Origin of the sequence: Bacillus sp. FSL K6-0268, assembly GCF_038005425.1 — a bacterium.
In the GTDB taxonomy this organism is placed as follows: Bacteria; Bacillota; Bacilli; order Bacillales; family Bacillaceae_G; genus Bacillus_A; species Bacillus_A thuringiensis_S.
In genome coordinates this window covers 5321995-5345298 of sequence record NZ_JBBOTF010000001.1, presented here as the reverse complement: position 1 = coordinate 5345298, position 23304 = coordinate 5321995, and the positions used below count along the sequence as shown (strand labels likewise).

Sequence of the window (23304 nt, the reverse complement as noted above, 5' to 3'; positions counted from 1 at the left end):
GCTAGTGCCTCCTTAAGAGGTGGATTCAAGTCTTCATTAATCTTATTGATTTCTCTTGTTTTTGTCAATCAAGAATGAATATACCATACAGTGCCAATCTACCATTTGTCAATAATTGTTTAATAAAAATTTAAAAATATAAGGTTAATTTAAAATCTCTTCCAAGATATCTTCTGCATTTCTTACTAATTTTGCGCCTTGTTGAATAAGATGATTTGTTCCCGATGCCCCCTCTATAAATATAGGTCCAGGAAGCGCAAACACCTCTCTATTTTGCTCTAACGCAAGGTCTGCAGTAATAAGTGTCCCACTTCTCGATTTCGCTTCTACAACTAAAACACCTTTACTTATACCACTAATAATCCGGTTCCTTTTTGGAAAATACCATTTTTTCGGTGCATAGTGCGGAGGATACTCTGTCAATAACAATATATATTCCTTCCACATTTCATATAAATGTCTATTTTCTTTCGGATACATAAACGACAATCCATGCCCTAATATCCCAATAGTGGGACAATGATGCCTTACTGTAATCTCATGAGACATTGTATCTATCCCTTTTGCAAACCCACTGACAATAAGCCACTCTCTTTCTAATAAAGGGTGTAAAATAAATTTCAAGCTCTCATGACCATATAATGATGGTTCTCTCGTTCCAACAACTGCTAATTTATTTACTTTATTTAGAAAATTTTTCTCTCCTTTTCCATATAAAACGAAGGGAGGGTCTTGTATTTCACGTAATAATTGTGGATAATTTTCATCCCATATCGTTATATAAAAGATACGATTTTTCTCTAAATAAGATATATATTGCGGAAGATTTGAACTTTGAAGAAATTTCACTAGTTCTGAAGATTTTTTCGAGGATATTCCAGTGTAGTGCTCCATTTGTTTTTCGTTAAAATTATATATGTTCTTTAATTCTGGATCGACATATAGTAGCCTCTCCATCGCTTTCCAATAATCTGCTAGCAAGTAATGAAGATGTAATAACCGCTCTCTTTTCATCTTGATTCTCCTTACCCATAATTTTTATTATGTAAACAGAAAAAAGTGTAAAAAGACACCCTCAAGTAAGAAGGTGTCTTTCAACAGATTAATAGTTTTTGCAAGTCTCAAATAGACCTTTTTCTTTTAAAACAGAGATTAGCGTTTCTCCCATAACTGCTGGAGTTTCAGCTACTTTAATGCCACAAGCTTCCATTGTTTTAATCTTTTCAGCAGCAGTTCCTTTACCACCAGAAATGATTGCACCAGCATGGCCCATACGTTTGCCAGCAGGCGCTGTTTGACCACCAATGAAGCCTACAACAGGTTTTGTCATATTAGCTTTTACCCATTCAGCTGCCTCTTCTTCTGCTGTACCGCCGATTTCACCAATCATAATTACAGCATGTGTTTCTTCATCTTCATTAAATGCTTTTAACGCATCAATAAAGTCTGTACCGTTAACAGGGTCTCCACCGATACCTACAGCAGTAGATTGACCAATACCTTCTTGTGTTAATTGATGTACAGCTTCATACGTTAATGTACCAGAGCGAGATACGATACCAACATGACCTTTTTTATGAATATATCCTGGCATAATACCAATCTTACATTCATCTGGTGTGATTACACCTGGGCAGTTTGGTCCAAGTAAACGTGTATGTTTACCAGCCATATATCTCTTTACGTTTACCATATCTAATACAGGAATTCCTTCAGTAATACATACTACTAAATCAATTTCTGCATCAACTGCTTCCATAATTGCATCTGCCGCAAAAGCGGGTGGAACGTATACAACTGAAGCGTTTGCGCCTGTTGCTTTCACTGCATCTTCTACTGTATCAAATACTGGTACACCTTCAATATCAGTGCCGCCTTTACCTGGTGTTACACCACCGACAATTTTCGTACCGTATTCAATCATTTGTTTTGTATGGAATAAACCTTGAGAACCTGTAATACCTTGAACAATAACTTTTGTATCTTTATTAACTAATACGCTCATTTTTCTCCCCCGCTTTCTATTAGCCCACTAGTGAAACAATTTTTTGTGCACCGTCTGCCATAGATTCTGCTGCAACAATATTTAAGCCAGACTCATTTAAAATTTTCTTACCTAGTTCTACGTTTGTACCTTCAAGACGTACAACTAAAGGTAACTCAAGACCTACTTGTTTCGTTGCTTCAATAACACCTTCTGCAATAACATCACACTTCATAATACCACCAAAAATGTTAACGAAGATACCTTTTACATTTTTGTCAGAAAGGATAATTTTGAATGCTTCTGTAACTTTTTCAGCAGTTGCACCGCCACCAACATCTAAGAAGTTAGCTGGGTCACCGTGGTAATGTTTAATGATATCCATTGTAGCCATCGCTAAACCTGCACCATTAACCATACAACCGATATTTCCATCTAAAGGAATGTAGTTTAAATCGTATTTTGAAGCTTCAATTTCTTTTGAATCCTCTTCATCAAGATCACGAAGCTCTAAAATGTCTTTATGGCGATATAACGCATTAGAATCAAAGTTTAATTTTGCATCTAATGCCATAACTTTACCTTCACCTGTTGTAACAAGTGGGTTAATCTCAGCGATAGAGCAATCTTTTTCGATAAACGCACGGTATAAGCCCATCATAAACTTCACAGCTTGTCCTACAAGCTCTTTTGGAATATTGATGTTAAATGCAATTCGGCGTGCTTGGAAACCTTGTAAGCCTACTGCTGGATCAATATATTCTTTAAAGATTTTTTCAGGTGTTTTTTCTGCTACTTCTTCAATTTCTGTTCCGCCTTCTTCAGACGCCATTAAAACAACTTGAGAAGTTGCACGATCTAAAACTAGACCTACATAATATTCTTTTTTAATATCGCAACCTTCTTCGATAAGTAAGCGTTTTACTTCCTTACCTTCAGGACCTGTTTGATGTGTCACAAGTGTAGTTCCTAAAATGCTTTCTGCATATGTACGAACTTCATCTAAATTTTTTGCAACTTTTACTCCGCCAGCTTTGCCGCGTCCACCAGCGTGAATTTGTGCTTTCACTACACATACATCTGTTCCTAGTTCTTTCGCTGCTTCTACAGCTTCTTCTACTGTAAATGCAACCTTCCCGTTCGGAACGCTAACCCCATAGCTTCTAAGGACTGCCTTACCTTGGTACTCATGGATATTCATGGTCCCATCCTCCCCTGTTTTCCTGTTTTACTCGAAAAGTTTTTTAATGTTTAAAAAACATTACATTGCCATTGTATAAGATGATTGGCACGCTGTCTACAATAAAGTGTCAGAAAACTGAAATCGCTTTATTCTTTTTCGAAAATAGTAATGTTTATATGCCAAAATAAAAAATAAGCTGTATATTTACAGCTTATTTTTGAATCATATCTTTAATTGGCGCGAATGACTTTCGGTGTTCATCTAATACTCCATGCACTTCAATTGCCTCTAAATGTTGCTTTGTGCCATATCCCATATGTTGCTCAAATCCGTATTCAGGATACTTTTCTCCCAGTTCTTTCATCATACGATCTCTCGTCACTTTCGCAATAATAGATGCAGCTGAAATAGAAATACTTTTCGCATCACCTTTAATAATTGAGGTTTGCGGAATTGGTGTAGGAAGCTTCATCGCATCAATTAATAAATGTTGGGGTGTACAAGATAAATTTGCAACTGCATCTAACATTGCTTGTTTCGTTGCTTGGTAAATATTAATGTCATCAATAACTTGCGGTGATACAATTCCTACTCCAATTGCAATTGCTTGTACTTTTATTTCATCATAAAAACGCTCACGTTTCGCTTCACTCAGCTTTTTTGAGTCATTTAACCCTGGAATATAAAAATCCTCTGGAAGGACGACAGCTGCCGTCACAACAGGCCCAGCCAACGGGCCACGCCCTACTTCATCAATACCCGCGATATATGTGACCCCTTTTTCACGCAAAGCATTTTCATACTTGGACATTTCAAAAAAATTCTCTTTTTCTTTCTGTTCTAACTCTTTTTGTTTATACCACTTCAAAACGAGCTTTTGAACGCCTTTTCGCTCATCTTTCATTAACAGTTGAAAGCGATCATCTTCTTCATTCATAATTTCTTTCAATACATTTTCCGCTTCTTTTATCGTCATTTTTTGCATTTATACAAACTCCTTTTTAAACGTATCCAAAAAGAAAAGACGCACAAACGCACGTCTTATACTTCTTCTATTTTTTCCACATCTTCTACTTGCTCTGCAAACTCTTCCGGTGTTTCAAACGTCATTTTTCCAAGTTTGCCACCACGAAGCTCACGAAGTACAAGCTCAGATGTCTTATCATAATCAATCATTCCGCCGCCCATTAAGCAGCCTCTATTTTTTCCAATTGCATCGAATAATTCCACAATATCTTCTGGAATCTCATTTAAATTATAGCGTTCTTTCAAGCGTTCTGGATATTGTTTCTCCATAAAACGTAATGCGTAAACAGCTACATCTTGTAAATTTAAAATTGAATCTTTAATTGCACCCGTCGTCGCTAAGCGAAGACCCACTAATTGATCTTCAAATTTAGGCCACAGAATACCTGGCGTATCTAACAATTCCATTTCCTTCCCAACTTTAATCCATTGTTGAGCTGTTGTCACACCTGGACGATCTCCTGTTTTAGCAATATTTTTCTTTGCCAATTTATTAATTAATGTAGATTTACCAACATTTGGTATACCTACAATTAATGCACGAATCGCTCTCGGTCTAATACCTTTTGCAACCATTTTATCAAATTTTTCTTTAACAAGCACTTTACAAGCTGCTGCAATTTCTTTCATACCTTGTCCAGCTTGCGCGTTAATCGAAATTGCCATATGACCTTTTTCTTTAAAATATGCGATCCATTGTTTTGTTAAACGGTCATCTGCCATATCCGCTTTATTTAAAACAACAAGCCTTGGCTTATGTGTAATGATTTCATCAATCATTGGGTTTCGAGATGATAATGGTAATCGAGCATCTACAAGTTCAATTACAACATCAATTAATTTTAATTTCTCCGTTACTTGGCGTCTAGCCTTCGCCATATGCCCTGGAAACCATTGAATTACCATGTTGCCACCTTCTTTTTCATTTATTTCACAATACGTGCGTCTTCTAACGGCCAATATAACATATTAGCTTTACCAATTACTTGATCCATTGAAATCGTACCGATTGAACGGCTATCTTTACTAAAACGACGATTATCACCTAAAACAAATAATTGATCTTTTGGAACGGTTTTCTTGCCTGTCATTTCTTCAAGATTAAAATCATATGTAAGCGGTCCGTCAGCAATTTGCTTTTTCTGCTTGTCTAAATACGGCTCCTCATAAGCCTTTCCGTTAACATACAGCTTATCATTACGATACTCTATTTCATCGCCCGGTAGGCCTATAATGCGCTTAATGTAATCTTTATCTTCTGTTGCTCGAAATACGATAATATCAAATCGTTTCGGATCTCCAATGTGATAACCAATTTTATTTACAATCATTCGATCACGATCATGTAAAGTAGGTGCCATCGATACCCCGTCTACGAGAATTGGCGCAAAGAAAAACTGTCTAATAACACCAGCTAATACAACAGCAATCAAAATTGCTTTAATCCATTCCCAAAGTGAACTCTTCTCTTTTTTCATGCATTTCCCCTCCACGGTTATGTAAGCTGTTCGTATTATACCAAAATTTCATATAGATTGGAAAAAGGGAGCTTGTGCATTTACAAGCTCCCATACATGTCTTATCGAATTTCTTTAATACGTGCTTTTTTACCGCGAAGGTTACGTAAGTAGTATAACTTAGCACGACGTACTTTACCACGGCGAAGTACTTCGATTTTCGCGATTCTTGGCGTGTGAACTGGGAATGTACGCTCAACACCTACACCGTAAGAAATCTTACGAACTGTGAATGTTTCACTAATTCCGCCACCACGACGTTTAATTACAACACCTTCGAAAAGCTGAATTCTTTCACGAGTTCCCTCAACAACTTTTACGTGTACACGTAAAGTGTCACCAGGACGGAATGAAGGAAGGTCAGTTTTTAATTGGCCTTTTGTAATTTCTGCGATTAATTGTTGCATATTAAATTCTCTCCTTTAAACAGATGCTCTTATAAAGTCTTAATAAATTACAGCGGAACATCGTTAATACGGCTACTGATTTCAGTAGCACAAATGTTATAATAGCATATTACTAGGCCTGTTGCAATAGCAAATATATGAAGTTATTACTGCTCTCGCTTTATTTCCTCAAGCCATTTTTTCTCTTGTTTAGATAGATCTCTATCATCTAACAAATCAGGTCTACGCGTATACGTACGGCGCAAAGATTCCTTATGTCGCCATTCGTCAATATTTTTATGATTCCCTGACATTAATACATCCGGTACCTTCATACCACGAAAATCAGCCGGACGTGTATAATGAGGATGCTCTAATAAACCTGTACTAAACGAATCCTCTACTTGTGAAGCATGATTTCCTAGCACGCCTGGCAAGAGACGTACAACACTATCAGTAATAACCATAGAAGCTAATTCTCCGCCCGTTAATACATAGTCACCAATAGAAATCTCATCCGTTACGAGATGCTCACGAATTCGTTCGTCATACCCTTCATAATGCCCACATACAAAGATCAAATGTTCTTCCCCTGCAAGCTCTTCCGCTTTCTTCTGCGTAAATCTTTCGCCCTGCGGACACATTAAGACAACTCTCGGCTTACGCTCTGTCTCTTTCGTCAAATCTTCTACAGCGTCAAAAATAGGCTGAGGAGTAAGCACCATACCAGCTCCTCCGCCGTAAGGATAATCGTCTACGCTATTATGCTTACTTGTTGTATAATCACGAAAGTTAACAACACGAAGGTTTACCGCTTCCTTTTCTTGTGCCTTCTTTAATATAGAAGATCCAAATACACCGGTAAACATGTCTGGGAACAACGTTAAAATATCAATTTTCATTATAGCAATCCTTCCATTACATGAATGGTTACTAATTTATTTTCAATATTAACTTGAAGTACAACGTCATCAATATAAGGAATTAAGAGATCTTGACCCTTCGGACGTTTAATCACCCAAACATCATTTGCACCAGGAGAGAGAATCTCTTTGATTGTCCCTAGCGCTTCTCCTTCTTCCGTTACAACGCTGCAACCAATAATTTCGTGATAGTAGTATTCACCTTCAGCAAGTTCACCTAACTGCTCTTCCGGTACTTTTATTAAAGAACCTTTAAACTTCTCTACTTCATCTACATTGTTATATCCTTCAAATGTTAATAAATCGAATGTCTTATGTTGGCGATGAGAAGTTACCTTCACTGGAAGATAGTCTGTGTCTTTCTCATTCGATATGTATAGCGTGTTTCCTACTTTATATCGCTCTTCTGGAAAATCAGTACGAGAAATCACACGGATTTCTCCTCTTACTCCATGAGTATTTACAATTTTCCCTACGTTAAACCACTTTGTCATAAATAGTATGTCACCCCTGGTTTCTATATAAATTAAGCATCTCCATTTCATAGATGGAACATGCAATCTCTATTTAAATGTTAAAAAAGGGAGAGGAATAACTCCTCGCCCTTTTTACGTTTATTGAATTTCCAGTGTTACTTTTTCATCATTATGATGTCCCACTGAATACAAGAGCATTCGAATCGCTTTCGCAACTCTCCCTTGCTTTCCAATGACTTTTCCAACATCCTCAGGATGTACAGTTAATCGATACTTTATCTCTCCGTTGCAAAGTTCCTGTGTAACTTTTACATCTTCAGGATGATCGACAAGAGGCTTGACAATCGTCTCGACTAACTTCTTCATAGTCATTGCCTCAATTACTTACCTTGTTTAGATAAGTGGAATTTCTCCATGATACCTTGGTTAGAGAATAAGTTACGAACTGTATCAGATGGTTTAGCACCATTTCCTAACCATTTTAATGCTGCTTCTTCGTCGATCTTAACTTCAGCTGGTTGAGCAACTGGATTGTAAGTTCCGATTTCCTCAATGAAACGTCCGTCACGAGGAGAACGAGAATCTGCAACAACTACACGATAGAAAGGAGTTTTTTTAGCTCCCATACGTTTTAAACGAATTTTAACTGCCATTTATAAAGCACCTCCGAATTTATTTCACACAGATAATTATATTAGCAAAAAGACTATTGCTTTGTAAAGTATTTTTTCTTAACAGAGCCATCTTTTTTTCCTTACATGAATGGAAACTTCAATCCACCTAGTCCTTTTTTCTTGCCTTTTTGCATTCCCGTCATCGTCTTCATCATTTTTTTCATGTCATCGAATTGCTTAATTAGACGATTGATTTCTTGTACAGTTGTACCGCTACCTTTGGCAATGCGCTTTTTGCGACTAGCATTGATTATTTCCGGTTGTTCTCGTTCTAATTTAGTCATAGAACGAATAATTGCCTCAATATGCCCAATTTGTTTTTCATCAACTTGCGCATTTTTCAGCCCTTTAATTTTATTTGCACCAGGAAGCATTCCTAACAATTCATCAAGCGGTCCAAGTTGACGCACTTGTCCAAGTTGTTCTAGGAAATCGTCAAGCGTAAACGAAAGCGTACGCATTTTTTGCTCAAGTTCTTTTGCTTTCTCTTCATCAACTGTAGCTTGCGCTTTTTCAATCAATGTTAAGACATCGCCCATCCCTAAAATACGGGATGCCATACGCTCTGGATGGAACGCTTCAATTGCATCTAGTTTTTCACCCATACCAGCAAATTTAATCGGTGTGTTTGTTACAGCCTTAATAGATAATGCAGCACCACCGCGGGTATCACCATCTAATTTCGTTAATACAACACCTGTTAAACCTAACTGTTCATGGAAACTTTGTGCAACATTTACCGCGTCTTGTCCCGTCATCGCATCGACAACAAGGAAAATTTCATCCGGTTTCGCAACTTCTTTAACTTTCGCTAATTCATCCATTAGTTCTTCATCAATATGCAGGCGACCCGCTGTATCGATTAAAACATAATCATGATGATCTTCTTTTGCTTTTGCAATCGCTTGTTTCGCAATTTCAACAGGACTTACTTGATCTCCTAAAGAAAATACAGGCATGTCCAATTGCTTCCCTAATGTTTCAAGCTGTTTAATCGCTGCTGGACGGTAAATATCCGCTGCAACAAGCATCGGTTTACGATTATGCTTTTTACGAAGCAAATTCGCAAGCTTACCTGTCGTCGTTGTTTTACCCGCACCTTGCAGACCAACCATCATAATAACAGTCGGTGGCTTATTAGCAACAGCAATTTTGCTTTGCTCTCCGCCCATAAGTTCTGTAAGTTCTTCCTGTACAACTTTAATTACTTGTTGTCCAGGTGTCAAACTTTTCATTACATCTTGTCCGACAGCACGTTCAGACACACGCTTCACAAAATCTTTTACTACTTTAAAGTTAACATCTGCTTCTAAAAGAGCTAGACGAACTTCTCTCATCATTTCTTTCACATCGGCTTCAGAAACTTTTCCTTTGCCGCGGATTTTTTGCATTGTCTGTTGAAGTCGGTCGGCTAATCCTTCAAATGCCATATTGCCGCCCTCCTAATCTAATTTTTCGATAGCTTCAACAACTTGTTTCATTTCTTCATTCACATGCTCTTCTTCGCTGATTAGCTGTTTTAGCTTTGCAACAAGTCGCTGTCGCTCTTGAAACTTTTGAAGTAATACTAATTTTTCTTCATATTCTTCAAGCATCGCTTCAGTCCGTTTAATGTTATCATACACGGCTTGGCGACTTACATCAAATTCTTCCGCAATTTCACCAAGAGATAAATCATCTAGATAATAAAGCGACATATAACTTCTTTGTTTTTGCGTTAACAACGATTGATAAAAATCAAATAAATAGTTCATTCTCGTTGTTTTTTCGAGCATGTTGGATCATCCTTTGTTAAGTGATTTCCCTTTACATAAGTTAGTTTACATGGAGTCCAAAAGAGTGTCAAGTTTTTTTCTTAACATCATATATTTTTATAGAAAAAGAAGCGGAAATACCGCTTCTTTCGCTTACGCTTCTTCTGTTTCTACTAAGTTCGCAAATAAACCATACACATATTGTTCTGGATCAAACTGCTGCAAGTCATCCATTTGCTCTCCTAATCCAACAAACTTCACCGGTACATCAATTTCGTTACGAATCGCTAATACAATACCACCTTTAGCAGTTCCATCTAACTTCGTTAAAACAATACCTGTTACATTCGTTGCTTCACGGAATGTTTTCGCTTGGCTTAAACCGTTTTGTCCTGTTGTTGCATCAATAACAAGCAATACTTCATGAGGAGCACCTGGTACTTCACGCTCAATTACACGCTTCACCTTCTCTAACTCTTTCATTAAGTTTACTTTATTTTGCAAGCGTCCTGCTGTGTCACATAGTAATACATCTACCTTACGTGCTTTTGCAGCTTGTACAGCGTCATACATAACCGCCGCTGGATCAGATCCAGATCCTTGTTTAATCACTTCTACACCAACGCGATCGCCCCATACTTCTAATTGTTCAATCGCCCCAGCACGGAATGTGTCTCCTGCCGCCAATAAGACTGACTTACCTTCTGATTTAAACTTATGCGCCAGTTTACCAATTGTCGTCGTTTTTCCTACACCGTTAACACCAACAAATAAAACAACCGTTAATTGGTCTTCTTGCATATTAATTTCGTTACTAAAATCGCTGTCACCTTTGTAAATTCCTACTAGTTTTTCTGAAATAACAGCTTGTACTTCTTTTGGATCTTGAATGTTACGACGTTGTACTTCTTCTTTCAATTGATCAATTAATTCCATTACCGTTGCGACGCCAACGTCTGCACCGATTAAGATTTCTTCTAACTCTTCGAAGAAATCTTCGTCCACTTTACGGTAACGATACACTAAATCATTCACTTTATCCGCAAATGAATTTCTAGTTTTTTCTAATCCGTGTTTAAATTTCTCTGTAACTGTATCCGTTTGTTTTGAAATTTTTTCTTTTAGTTTTTTAAAAAAACTCATACTTTCCCATCCTTCCTATTCACTTGCAATAAGTTCTTCTCCGGCATCTAAACGAACCGAAACAAGTTTAGATACCCCTGATTCTTGCATTGTTACACCGTACAACACATCAGACTCTTCCATTGTACCTTTTCTATGTGTAATTACAATAAACTGCGTCTCATCACTAAATTTCTTTAAATACTGTGCAAAACGAGCTACATTCGCTTCATCAAGGGCGGCCTCTACCTCATCTAGTACACAGAACGGTACTGGGCGCACTTTTAAAATACCAAATAAAAGCGCAATTGCCGTTAAAGCACGCTCTCCACCTGAAAGTAAACCTAAGTTCTGCAATTTCTTCCCTGGCGGTTGTGCTACAATATCAATACCCGTATTTAGTAAATCCTCTGGATTAGTCATTACTAAATCCGCTCTTCCGCCTCCAAATAACTCAGAGAATACCGATTGAAACTCCATTCTAATGCCTTCAAACGTAGTAAAAAAGCGTTTTTTCATTTCTTCATCCATTTCGGTAATAAGCTGGTGCAATGTCGTTTTCGCTTCTTCTAGGTCGTCTCTCTGCTCTAGTAAAAATGTATGACGCTCCGCTACGCGTTCATATTCATCAATTGCCCCTAGGTTCACTGTACCTAACTCTTCTATGGATAATTTGATTAATTTTACTTTCTTACGCGCATCTTCTGCAGGCATTGTCATTGTATATTTTAGTTTTGCCGCTTCAAATGAAATCGTATATGTTTCACGTAAATGTTGTAATCTATTTTCCAACTCTACATCAAGTCGGTTTATTTTCACTTCTTGATCTTTCAACATTTCAATAATATATTTATGTTTACCTGTCGTTTCTTTCAAATTACGCTCTAAATGTTCTACTCTCTCTTGCAACGAGACACGTTGTTCGCGACGAGAGCGAATTAATTCTGAAGTTTGATTACGATCATACGCTTTCTTCTCAATCATATTCGTAATTTGCTCTTCACCACTTGAATTAGATGTCATTTCTTGTTTTAAGAAAGCTAAATCCTCTTTCGTTTTTACAAGTGTCGCATCCGTTTCTTCTTTTTCCTTCGTAAATCGTTCAACTTTTTCTTTTTGATTAGATAAGCGTTGTTGCTTTTCAGCTACCAGCACTTTTAACTCAGTCATTTCTTTTTGAACTTTTTCTTTTGAAGAATGTTGCTCACTTTTTTGTTTTGTTAAAGCTGCAATTTTACTATCTAACTCTGTGATATCAGCTTGAAGATTCGTTAAAATCCCTTCTAACGCCTCTTTACGCCCTTGTATTTTTACTCGATCTTGTAAAAAACCTTCAATCTCTAAATCATAAATAGACAAGCGGTCATTAATACGATGTTCTTCTAATTCTAAACGATTAATCTCTTCTCTTAATTTCTGCTCATCTACACGCTCTGCTTCTACAGTTTGCCTTAGTTCGCGTATTTTCACTTCTTTTTCTTGAATCTCTTGTTTTACTGCTTTAACAAAGTTTTCTAACTTCGTTGTTTTTTCTTCCATATCAGTTAACTTGCGAGTCCACTCTTCCAGTTCACGTTGGCGTCCTAATAAAGAAGATTTCGCTTGTTTTACCGCTCCACCAGTCATAGAACCGCCAGGATTCACTACGTCCCCTTCGATTGTTACAATGCGATAACGGTATTGCAGTTGTTTCGCCAACTCATTTGCTCCGCGTAAATCTTTCGCAACAATAACAGTACCTAATAAATTTGAAACTACATTTTCATATTTATTATTGTACTGCACAAGTTCTGCCGCCACACCTACAAACGATGGGTGTTGATTTACAATGCGTAATTGCTCAAATGATAACGACCTACTTTTAATAACAGCTTGCGGTAAAAACGTTGCACGCCCATGTTTATTTTGCTTTAAAAATGCAATTGCATTACGAGCATGTTCCTCTGTTTGTACAACAATGTGCTGCATCGCTGCACCTAGAGCGATTTCCATTGCAACTTCGTATTCTTTAGGTACCGTTAACAGTTCCGCAACAGCACCCTCGATACCTTGCAACCTATTTTCTCTAGCTTTCAATACTTCACGTACACCTTGATAGAAGCCAGAATAATCTTCTTGCATCTCTTCAAGCATTTCTTTTCGAGAACGTGCCTGTTGCACAAATTGATATGCTTGATACAGTTTTGTTTCATTTTCACTATACTGCGTCTTACATTTCCCGAGCGCCGCCTCTGTCTTCTGTATGTTTGAGAGGATGCCAGCTACTTTTTCTTTCACTTGTTCGTAATTTTCTACAAGTTTCGTCTTTTTCGCTGTAATTTCCATACGCATTTCTACATATTTCGCATTCTCTTCATCCAGCCGCTCGTTTTTAGACGTTTGCTGTTTAGATTGTTCTTCAATCATAGATAATTCATTGCGATGACTAGCTTGTTGATTTAAAAGTTCAATATAGTCACCTTTTAAATTCTCAATCTGTTCCTCTAAATTGTCAGCAAAAGTAGCAAGCAGTTGCTCATTATCATGCAATTTTTGCTCTAACTCTTTTACTTCATTCACAAATTGCATTAAAGCTTCTGTACTTGACGCAATTTCACCATCGTAACTTTTAGCTTTCTCTGTTAATTCAACAATTAACTGCTCAAGTTGCGCACAATGCGTCGTAGCATTTTGCTTTCTCTCTTTTAACAACTCGCGCTGTCCTTCTAGTTTTTCTAGCTCTTTACTAGAAAGAAGAAGTACTTCTTGCAACGAATCTACAGACTCATCTACCGCTTGTAATTGTCCTCGTAATTCCTCAAGCTCTTCTTCACTTTTTTGTAAATCCGTTGACATTTTAGCTTCTTCGTCTTTATTATGCCCAAACTGATTTCGAAGCGCTTCCCATTTCTCATGCAATTCTTCAATTTCATGTACAATAAGCGCAGCTTCTACTTTCTCTAATTCTTCTTTATTCTCAAGATAATCTTTCGCAATAGAAGCTTGTCTTTCTAAAGGTTCTACTTGACTACTTAATTCATGAATTATATCTTGTACACGATTTAAGTTTTCTTGTGTTTCTGCTAACTTCCCTTCAGCTTTCTTTTTGCGAAGTTTGTATTTCAGTACGCCTGCCGCTTCTTCAAATACACCTCGACGCTCTTCTGACTTACTACTTAAAATCTCTTCCACTTTCCCCTGGCTAATAATTGAAAAAGCTTCTCTTCCCATACCAGAGTCCATAAATAAATCGATAATATCTTTCAATCTACATGATTGTTTATTAATATAAAAATCACTATCACCTGAACGAGATACACGACGTGTTACACACACCTCATTGTATTCAATTGGTAAACGTTGATCTTCATTATTTAAAGTTATTGTTACTTCAGCAACATTAACCGCTCTCCTCGTATCACTGCCTGCAAAAATAATATCCTCCATCTTTGCACCACGTAATGATTTTGCAGATTGTTCACCAAGTACCCAGCGAATCGCATCAGTAATATTACTTTTCCCGCTTCCATTAGGGCCTACTACAGAAGTTACACCTGGGACAAAATCAACAGATACACGCTCAGCAAAAGACTTAAATCCTGCTATTTCTAATCTTTTTAAAAACACGAAAGGCCTTCCTCCTATTCTCCGTTGCTATAACTGTTATCTATACAAAAACGAGCTATCATACGGATTTCCCTTCCTTTTATTCACAAACAAAAAGAAAGTTTCATTCTATGCATAAGGAATCCCCCTCATTCAAAGGGGGATTCCTTATAGTTGTTCTTTTAATTTTTTCAATGCTTCTGCAGCAGCTTGTTGCTCTGCTTCTTTTTTCGACTTACCACTACCAAGACCTAAAGCTACGTTATTTAACGTAACACGTGACACAAATTCTCGATTGTGAGCTGGTCCTTTTTCTTGCAAAATTTGATACTCAACATTGCCACTACCATCACGCTGAATCAATTCTTGTAACTGACTCTTATAATCCATCACATGAGAAAAAGCACCCTCATTAATTTTCGGATATACAATTTCTTTTAAGAATTCCCAAACTGTTTCTAACCCTTGATCAAGATAAAGGGCACCAATAAACGCTTCAAAGACATCCGCTAATAAAGCCGGTCGTTCACGTCCACCTGTCATTTCTTCACCTTTTCCTAATAAAACAAGGCTACCAAATGACAATTCGTTCGCAAAACGAACAAGAGATGGCTCACATACAATAGCTGCACGTAGTTTTGTTAACTCTCCTTCGCTCATTGTCGGATATTTTTGAAACAGATACTGCGATACAGTAAGTTCCAATACTGCATCTCCAAGAAATTCAAGACGCTCGTTATCTTCATGCGGTTTTTTTCGATGCTCATTCACATACGATGAATGCGTAAATGCTTGAATCAATAATTTTTCATCTGTAAACGTAATACCTATCTTTTCTTGAAACACTTTAAATGCTTCACGATATTTTGTTTCGTATTTTTTTTCTCTATATTTTCGGTACGGCATAGGTCCCTCCAGATATAAGCCAGAAAGCCCCGCTAAAAAACGGGACTTCACTTAAGCATTATAGATGACTCTCTATGTAAGTCACAGCATCGCCAACAGTAGCAATCTTTTCAGCATCTTCATCAGAAATTTCCATTTCGAATTCATCTTCTAATTGCATTACAAGTTCTACTACATCTAGGGAGTCTGCTCCTAAATCTTCCTTGAAGCTTGCAGCTGGTACTACCTCAGTCTCTTCTACTCCTAAACGATCAACGATGATTTTTGTTACGCGCTCTAAAACATCTGCCATTCCATTCACCTCCCCTCAAATATTATATTAAATATTGACCAAAAAAACTAGGTGAAATCGATTCTTTTATTACATTACCATACCGCCATCAACATTTAACGTTTGACCTGTAACATATTTGCTTTGATCAGAAGCAAAAAACGTTACAGCATTCGCGATATCTTGCGCTTCACCAAATTGAGCAGCTGGAATAACTTTTAACATTTCTGCTTTAATATTCTCATCTAGTACATCTGTCATATCAGTCGCAATAAAGCCCGGCGCAATTGCATTCACTGTAATATTTCGACTTGCTAACTCTTTTGCAGATGTTTTTGTTAATCCAATAACACCCGCTTTAGCAGCAACATAATTAGCTTGCCCTGGGTTTCCTATAACACCAACAACCGAAGCGATATTTATAATTCTACCGTGACGTTGACGCATCATATAGCGAGATACTGCTTTTGTACATAAGAATACACCTTTTAAGTTTGTATTAATAACTGTATCCCATTCTTCTTCTTTCATACGCATTAATAAATTATCTTTTGTTACACCAGCATTATTTACAAGAATATCAACTTGTCCAAATGTATCTACTGTTTGTTTCACCATATTTGTAACATCATCAGCATTTGCAACATCTGCTCTTACCGCAATTGCATCAGAACCTAATTTCTTAATTTCATCTACTACTTCATTTGCTTTTTGTTCATTACCTGCATAATTCACTACTACATTTGCCCCTTGTTTCGCTAAATCGATCGCAATCGCGCGACCAATTCCACGTGAAGCGCCAGTTACTAATGCTACCTGCCCTTTTAACATCAGTTTTCTCCTCTCAAATTTGAAATGGTATCTTTTAATGTCTCTTCATCATATATCGCATATGCTTTCACTGATGAATCAATCGACTTCATAAGTCCAGCAAGTACTTTTCCAGGTCCAATTTCAATAAATATATCTACTCCCTGCTGCACCATACATTCAATAGACGGGTACCATAATACAGGCGAATAAAGCTGTTCGATTAACTTTTCTTGAATGTCAGCACCACGTGTAATAACATCCGCTGTAACATTTGCAATAACAGGAATATTCGTGTCATGAATTGTAATTTCATTTAAAACGCTTTGGAACTTCTCAGCTGCCGGCTTCATAAGTGAAGAATGGAAAGGCCCACTTACTTTTAGTGGAATTGCTCTCTTTGCACCATTTTCTTTCGCTCTTTGAGAAGCAACCTCTACACCTTGCTTCGTTCCAGAAATCACAATTTGCTTCGTACTATTCATATTAGCGATTTGCACTGCATATCCTTCACTTGTTACTTCTTCTGTAACTTGTTTCAGCATATCTAGGTCAGCACCTAATATAGCTGCCATCGCACCTTCCCCGTCTGGAACAGCTTCTTCCATATATTCGCCACGTTTCCTTACAGCATATACAGCATCTTCAAAAGTTAATGCACCAGCTGCTACAAGAGCGCTATATTCACCTAAACTATGACCAGCGACAAAGTTAGGTGTAATGTCATACTCTTTCAAAGCTGTCAAAATAGCAAAACTCGTTGTTAATAATGCAGGCTGAGCATTTGTTGTTAATGTAAGCTTTTCCTGCGGTCCTTCAAAAATCACTTCTGAAAGTGAATCTTGTAACACCTCATCTGCTTTTGCAAACACTTTTGCAACCTCTTTATTATTCTCTGCTAATTGTTTACCCATTCCAACTGCCTGTGAACCTTGGCCCGGAAAAAGAAATGCTATTTTTCCCATTTCAAATCCTCCTCTTATTGGAGTGACTCTTTCTCCATTACGCTTGAAATTGTAGGAATTACTTCTTTCGCTACCATTTCTCTCGTTTGACGAATCGCACTAAATATCGACTGGTCATTAGAAGAACCGTGAGCCTTAATGACAGGTGCTTTCAATCCAAATAATGCAGCTCCCCCATACTCCGAATAATCCATTTTATCTTTTAATACCATAAGTTTTGGCTTTAATACCGCCGCTGCTAATTTGCTCGTAAACGAACTCATTAGTTGTTCTTTCAACATAGAGAATAGCGCAAGTGCTGTTCCTTCTAATGATTTCAACGCTACATTCCCTGTAAAACCATCACATACAACAACATCTGCTACACCTTGCAATAAATCTCTCGATTCAACGTTCCCAACGAAATTAATTGGCGCATCCTTAAGCATTGCAAATACTTGCTTTGAAAGCTCGTTTCCTTTTCCATCCTCTGTTCCAACGTTTAATAGTCCAACACGAGGATTTTCAATTCCTCTTACCTTCTCAGCATAAACAGATCCCATTACTGCATATTGATATAAATGAATTGGTTTTGCATCAACATTTGCTCCAACATCTAACATAACAAAACCTTTTCCATCTACAGTTGGCATTGTAGGCGATAAAGCTGGTCGCTCAATTCCTTCCATACGACCGACAACAAATAATCCAGCTGCCATTAAAGCTCCTGTGCTACCTGCGGATATACAAGCGTCTGCTTCTCCATCCTTTACTTGCTGTGCCGCAAGTACCATTGAAGCTTGTTTTTTTCGACGAACCGCTCTTACTGGTTCTTCCGTCGATTCTATTTTTTCGTCTGTATGAAGAATAGTAATTCGTTCATCACTCGTTAAGTATTGACGAATTTCCTCTTCTTTCCCTACTAACGTAATATGTAAATCAGAATATTCCTTAATAGCTTTCATTGCCCCTAATACTACAGCCTTCGGAGCGTGATCTCCGCCCATTGCATCTATTGCGATTTTCATAAGTTGTTACCTTCCTCACTATAATTACTAGATCGATACATTTCAAAAGTGCCTGTAAAAACAAGTTCTTCTCCAACGAAGCTACGCACTTTGACAACCGTCCGTCCCTTATCATTCTCTACGTCTTCAACACGCGCTTTTGCAACAACACGCTCTCCTAATTTTACAGGGCGAATATATCGAATGGTAGACTTTGCAGTTAAAGCTAATTCTTCATCAATAACCGCAACAGCTAGTGAGTTTGCTTGCGCAAACAGATGATGCCCACGGGCAATTTGATTTCTTTTAAATACATGTTCTACCTTTACTTCAAAGATAGAGATTGCATGTCTATCTAATTCAATATCAATAATTTCTCCGACAACCTCTTCTAACGGTAAAGATTTCACATCTTCTTCATGTTGCTTTGTAGCTACATGTTTAATTCTCTCTCTTAATTCAGGAATAGACAATTCCATACGATCCAGTCGTACTGTTTGTATACTCACTTGAAATTTTTCCGCTAAATCTTCATCCGTAATAAAAGGATTTGATTCGATTGTTTGTTGTAATAATTCTTGTCTTTCTTTTTTACTTCTTCTTTTCTTCATACCGCACCATCCATTTTTTATGACTAGGTACTAACAGTAGTATATAATCATTGAAAGTAGAATGCAACAATTTTTTTGTTGACTCCCTTTAATCGAGCTTCTCTCCTTGGAACACACCTGTCCCATCAAGATACGTACGCAAGGCAGCGTATTGATCATTGTGCCAAAATGCTTCTGACTCTACTAGTATCGCCGCATCTTGCCTTGCTGTTTCTAACGCTCGATAATCGTGTACCATGTCAGCAACCTTAAATTCCGGTAAGCCACTTTGCTTACTCCCAAAGAAATCTCCAGGACCTCGTAATTCTAAATCTTTTTCTGACAATACAAATCCATCATTTGTTTCAGTCATTATGCGCATTCTTTCTTTTCCTGTTTCTGATTTAGGGTCTGCTATTAATAAACAATATGATTGTTCACTACCACGCCCGACACGCCCTCTAAGCTGATGAAGCTGCGATAAACCGAAACGTTCTGCATCATAAATAACCATCACAGTCGCATTCGGTACGTTCACACCAACCTCAACAACTGTTGTCGATACAAGAATTTGCACTTTATTTTCACTAAACTGTCCCATTATCTCTTCTTTTTCCTGAGACGATAATCTCCCATGCATCAATCCAACTTGGCATTTCCCTTGGTAATGATGCGTCAGCATACTATGTAAGTCGATAGCATTTTGCACATCAAGTTTCTCAGATTCTTCAATTAGAGGACAAATAACGTATGCCTGTCTTCCTTTTTTTATCTCCTTCTCAACAAAACCGAGGACGCGATCTAACATATCATGTTTTGCCCAGTATGTTTCAATCACCTTTCTCCCTGCTGGCATCTCATCGATTATTGAAACATCCATCTCTCCAAATGCAGTAATTGCAAGCGTACGCGGAATTGGTGTCGCTGTCATAAATAATACATCTGGACTTTCACCTTTCTCCCGTAAAACTCGGCGCTGCGCTACACCAAATCGATGCTGTTCATCCGTAATAACGAGACCCAACCTATGAAATATAACTTCATCTTGAATTAAAGCGTGCGTTCCAACAAGAATATCTATTTCTCCTTGTTCTAACTTCGCTAAAATGTCTCGTCGTCTCGCACCTTTAACAGAACTTGTTAGCAGTTCCACCTTCATACCAAAATGCGAAAACGTTTCAGCAAGCGACTGATAATGTTGCTCAGCTAAAATTTCTGTAGGAACCATTAAAGCACCTTGATAATGAGCTAATTTCGATGCATAAAGGCCAATCGCAGCAACAACTGTTTTCCCAGAACCAACGTCACCTTGTAATAGTCGGTTCATCCGATAAGGAGATGTCATATCTTTTAAAATTTCATCTACAACTCGGCGCTGCGCACCCGTTAACGGAAACGGCAGTGCATCGATAAATTCTTGTAATTCTACTGACGGAATCTCTTTCTTCGTCCCTTTTGAATTTTCCCTCTCCATTTTCCTCAGCGTTTGCATTTTCAGCTGAAATAAGAAAAATTCCTCATATACAAAACGGCGACGCGCTTGCTTTAAATCCTCCTGTCCTACCGGAAAATGCAAAGCCTTAAGTGCTTCATATCTTGGTAATAATTTATACCGGCCTAACAAACCATCCGGTAACACTTCGACTATAGAATCTCCATATTCCTTTAACGCTTGAGCAATAAAACGACGCATCTGTTTTACTGTAAGTTTCCCCTTTACTGAGTAAACTGGCTCCACTTCTTGTTGACGTACAACTGGCCCAAAATGAAGTTCTGATACAGCAATTGTTTGACGATGTTGATCCCATTTACCAGTAATCGTTACCGTTTCATCTAACGTTAATTTTTGCTTATAGTAAGGCCTATTAAAACATACCGCCGTAATTAAATAACGACCGACGAGAACACGAACTGTTAGACGCGATTTCTTCTTACCATAATATTGCAGCAAAGGAGCACTATGAACCTTCCCTTCAACCGTTACACGTTCATCATGCTTTACTTCAGCAAGATCTTTCATCGCATAATCTTCATAACGGTACGGAAAATGTTCTAATAGATGAGAAACTGTATAAATCCCCATCTCATGTAGTAACTCAGATGTTTCTCCTCCGATCCCCTTTACATCCGTAACAGGAACTTGTACAACATCATTCAAGATTCTCACACCCCGTCACACTATTTTCTTTATTGCATTTTATTTGAGTACCAATTAGCATCTGTAATCGCTCTCTTTCACCTTATATATTCTATCATAGGCATTCTAAGAGAAACTACTCAAATCCCTTATATAAAACAAGTAAAAAAGAGCCTCACTATTAGCAGCAAGGCTCTTTTCTCTCTTCGATATGCTAGCCTTTTGAATAAAAACTAGTAATAAACTTCATATTACTACTCCTTATCCATTAGCAAGTAAGTAATCCATTTATTTTCAAAACGAATCTTATCTTATTCTACAGAGAAGATGAAAGAATACACTGGTTGGTTTCCAGCATGCACTTCTACTTCTGCATCTTCAAATTTCTCTTCTACAAATTCAACTAACTCCGCTACTTCTTCGTCAGTTGCATCTTCACCTTGTAGAATCGTTACGATTTCAGAATCTTCATCAATAAGCGCTTCTAGTAATTGCTTCGCAGCTCCTACTTTTTCAGCATTTGTAGATACAATTTTTCCATCTGCAATACACATGAAGTCATCTTTTTGAATTGCTACACCATCAATTTCCGTATCACGTACAGCATACGTAATTTGACCTGTTTTCACATGAGATAAAGCTTCTTGCATGTTTTCTTCATTCTCTTCTAACGTTCCAACTGGGTTAAATGCTAACATTGCTGCCATACCTTGAGGAACTGTTTTCGAACGAACAACAATAACTTCTTGATCTACAACTGATGCCGCTTGTTCTGCTGCCATTACAATATTTCCGTTATTCGGTAAAATAATGATTTTTTCAGCATTTGCTTCTTCAATTGCCTTCACGATATCCTCCGTACTTGGATTCATCGTTTGACCACCTTCGATAACTTTCGTTGCGCCGATGCTCTCAAATAAAGTTTTAATACCAGACCCCATTGCCACAGTTACGATACCATATGGTTGTTTTTCTTTCGATTGAGCTGGTTGTTCAGGAACCATAGCAGGTTCATCTAATAAAGCAGTATGCTGTTCACGCATATTTTCTACTTTAATCTTAATTAAACTACCGTATTTTTGCCCGTAGTTCATAGCGTCTCCAGGATGTTCTGCGTGGATATGAACTTTTACAATTTCATCATCAGACACAACTAGTAGAGAATCACCATATACACTAATATCTTCACGGAATTTTTGTTCAGAGAAATTATGCTCTTTCACCTTTTCAGCCTCTAATTTCACCATGAACTCCGTACAATATCCATACTTAATATCTTCTGTACTCAATTGGCTTTGTACACTACGGTGATGTTCTGCGCGTACCATCTCATTCATAGATGTTTGCGTCGGTGCATCAGAAGAAATCGTTTCTCCTTTTAAGTCAGCTAAAAATCCTTCGTATACCACTACAAGACCTTTACCACCGCTATCTACAACGCCAACTTGTTTTAATACAGGTAATAAATCTGGCGTACGATTTAACGATGCGTTTGCTTCTTTCACAACGTCTTCCATAAACAAAACAAAGTCGCGCTGTTTTTTCGCAACTGTTACTGCATATTTACCCGTTTCTCTTGCAACCGTTAAAATCGTTCCTTCAATCGGTTTCATAACCGCTTTATAAGCCGCCTCTACTCCAGCTTCTAGTGCTGCAGCAAAATCAACTGTTGTTAATTCTTCTTTTTGTTCAATGGATTTAGAGAAACCACGGAACAACTGAGATAGAATAACTCCAGAGTTACCACGAGCTCCCATTAATAATCCTTTGGCTAAACTTACGCCGACTTTACCAGCATGCTGTGAAGGATTTGCTTTCACTTCACGCGCACCTGAAGTCATAGATAAGTTCATGTTTGTACCGGTATCGCCATCTGGAACTGGAAATACGTTTAATGCATCAACAAGCTGAACATTATTTGTTAAATTATTCGCTCCTTGCATGATCATTTGTGATAAACGTTTTCCATCAATTTTTTGAATTGACACAGATTTTCCTCCTTAATGCAC

23 protein-coding genes are annotated in these 23304 nt (G+C 37.6%); all 23 read right to left on the bottom strand.

The genetic code is table 11. From position 1 onward, the window contains the following. Positions 1-144: 144 nt before the first annotated feature. On the bottom strand, positions 145-1014 hold the full coding sequence (gene dprA / locus MHI28_RS28020; RefSeq protein WP_340828367.1) for a DNA-processing protein DprA: 870 nt from the start codon (positions 1012-1014) through the stop codon (positions 145-147). 88 nt (positions 1015-1102) lie between these two features. After that, positions 1103-2005, bottom strand: a complete 903-nt coding sequence (sucD, locus tag MHI28_RS28015) for a succinate--CoA ligase subunit alpha (protein WP_000115178.1) — start codon at positions 2003-2005, stop codon at positions 1103-1105. Positions 2006-2024: 19 nt separating this feature from the next. Next, on the bottom strand, positions 2025-3185 hold the full coding sequence (gene sucC, locus MHI28_RS28010) for an ADP-forming succinate--CoA ligase subunit beta (protein ID WP_001020791.1): 1161 nt from the start codon (positions 3183-3185) through the stop codon (positions 2025-2027). A 193-nt stretch (positions 3186-3378) separates the two neighbouring features. Then, a complete protein-coding gene (locus tag MHI28_RS28005) occupies positions 3379-4152 on the bottom strand; it encodes a ribonuclease HII (RefSeq protein WP_001171121.1) in 774 nt (257 codons plus the stop codon). 56 nt (positions 4153-4208) lie between these two features. Continuing rightward, positions 4209-5099, bottom strand: coding sequence for a ribosome biogenesis GTPase YlqF (gene ylqF / locus MHI28_RS28000; protein WP_000236705.1), 891 nt, complete (start codon positions 5097-5099; stop codon positions 4209-4211). Positions 5100-5119: 20 nt separating this feature from the next. After that, positions 5120-5671 (bottom strand): signal peptidase I, encoded by a 552-nt coding sequence (gene lepB / locus MHI28_RS27995; protein WP_000711853.1) that lies wholly within the window; start codon positions 5669-5671, stop codon positions 5120-5122. A 101-nt stretch (positions 5672-5772) separates the two neighbouring features. Further along, complete coding sequence (rplS, locus tag MHI28_RS27990; RefSeq protein WP_001186516.1) at positions 5773-6117, bottom strand: 50S ribosomal protein L19; 345 nt, start codon at positions 6115-6117, stop codon at positions 5773-5775. Between the two features lie 146 nt (positions 6118-6263). Then, positions 6264-6998: a tRNA (guanosine(37)-N1)-methyltransferase TrmD gene (trmD, locus tag MHI28_RS27985; RefSeq protein ID WP_000686901.1), complete on the bottom strand. Its 735-nt coding sequence runs from the start codon at positions 6996-6998 to the stop codon at positions 6264-6266. Beyond that, on the bottom strand, positions 6998-7513 hold the full coding sequence (gene rimM / locus MHI28_RS27980) for a ribosome maturation factor RimM (protein ID WP_000170272.1): 516 nt from the start codon (positions 7511-7513) through the stop codon (positions 6998-7000). Before rimM ends, trmD begins: the two co-directional genes overlap by 1 nt. A gap of 120 nt (positions 7514-7633) precedes the next feature. Then, entirely contained in the window at positions 7634-7861 is a 228-nt protein-coding gene (locus MHI28_RS27975) for a KH domain-containing protein (protein WP_000737393.1), read from the bottom strand. Between the two features lie 14 nt (positions 7862-7875). Beyond that, positions 7876-8148, bottom strand: coding sequence for a 30S ribosomal protein S16 (rpsP, locus tag MHI28_RS27970; RefSeq protein WP_000268748.1), 273 nt, complete (start codon positions 8146-8148; stop codon positions 7876-7878). A 101-nt stretch (positions 8149-8249) separates the two neighbouring features. After that, on the bottom strand, positions 8250-9599 hold the full coding sequence (gene ffh / locus MHI28_RS27965) for a signal recognition particle protein (RefSeq protein WP_000863460.1): 1350 nt from the start codon (positions 9597-9599) through the stop codon (positions 8250-8252). 12 nt (positions 9600-9611) lie between these two features. Continuing rightward, positions 9612-9944, bottom strand: coding sequence for a putative DNA-binding protein (locus MHI28_RS27960; RefSeq protein WP_000891062.1), 333 nt, complete (start codon positions 9942-9944; stop codon positions 9612-9614). 132 nt (positions 9945-10076) lie between these two features. Continuing rightward, on the bottom strand, positions 10077-11066 hold the full coding sequence (ftsY, locus tag MHI28_RS27955) for a signal recognition particle-docking protein FtsY (RefSeq protein WP_000007640.1): 990 nt from the start codon (positions 11064-11066) through the stop codon (positions 10077-10079). A 15-nt stretch (positions 11067-11081) separates the two neighbouring features. After that, the gene (smc, locus tag MHI28_RS27950) at positions 11082-14651 is read right to left on the bottom strand and encodes a chromosome segregation protein SMC (RefSeq protein ID WP_000478965.1); all 3570 of its coding nucleotides are present in this window, start codon (positions 14649-14651) and stop codon (positions 11082-11084) included. 147 nt (positions 14652-14798) lie between these two features. After that, a complete protein-coding gene (gene rncS, locus MHI28_RS27945) occupies positions 14799-15536 on the bottom strand; it encodes a ribonuclease III (protein ID WP_001146875.1) in 738 nt (245 codons plus the stop codon). A 58-nt stretch (positions 15537-15594) separates the two neighbouring features. Next, the gene (gene acpP, locus MHI28_RS27940; RefSeq protein ID WP_000786062.1) at positions 15595-15828 is read right to left on the bottom strand and encodes an acyl carrier protein; all 234 of its coding nucleotides are present in this window, start codon (positions 15826-15828) and stop codon (positions 15595-15597) included. A gap of 69 nt (positions 15829-15897) precedes the next feature. Beyond that, the gene (gene fabG / locus MHI28_RS27935; RefSeq protein WP_000912007.1) at positions 15898-16638 is read right to left on the bottom strand and encodes a 3-oxoacyl-[acyl-carrier-protein] reductase; all 741 of its coding nucleotides are present in this window, start codon (positions 16636-16638) and stop codon (positions 15898-15900) included. After that, positions 16638-17582 carry an ACP S-malonyltransferase gene (gene fabD / locus MHI28_RS27930; protein ID WP_000515907.1) on the bottom strand — a complete coding sequence of 315 codons (945 nt, stop codon included), beginning with the start codon at positions 17580-17582 and terminating at the stop codon, positions 16638-16640. The genes fabG and fabD overlap by 1 nt, the downstream gene beginning before the upstream one ends. A gap of 14 nt (positions 17583-17596) precedes the next feature. Next, positions 17597-18589, bottom strand: coding sequence for a phosphate acyltransferase PlsX (plsX, locus tag MHI28_RS27925; RefSeq protein ID WP_000684100.1), 993 nt, complete (start codon positions 18587-18589; stop codon positions 17597-17599). Beyond that, positions 18586-19179, bottom strand: a complete 594-nt coding sequence (fapR, locus tag MHI28_RS27920; protein ID WP_000747349.1) for a transcription factor FapR — start codon at positions 19177-19179, stop codon at positions 18586-18588. Before fapR ends, plsX begins: the two co-directional genes overlap by 4 nt. An 88-nt stretch (positions 19180-19267) precedes the next feature. Continuing rightward, positions 19268-21316, bottom strand: a complete 2049-nt coding sequence (recG, locus tag MHI28_RS27915; RefSeq protein WP_001000822.1) for an ATP-dependent DNA helicase RecG — start codon at positions 21314-21316, stop codon at positions 19268-19270. A 290-nt stretch (positions 21317-21606) separates the two neighbouring features. Continuing rightward, positions 21607-23283, bottom strand: a complete 1677-nt coding sequence (locus MHI28_RS27910; protein WP_000027131.1) for a DAK2 domain-containing protein — start codon at positions 23281-23283, stop codon at positions 21607-21609. Positions 23284-23304: the final 21 nt, after the last annotated feature.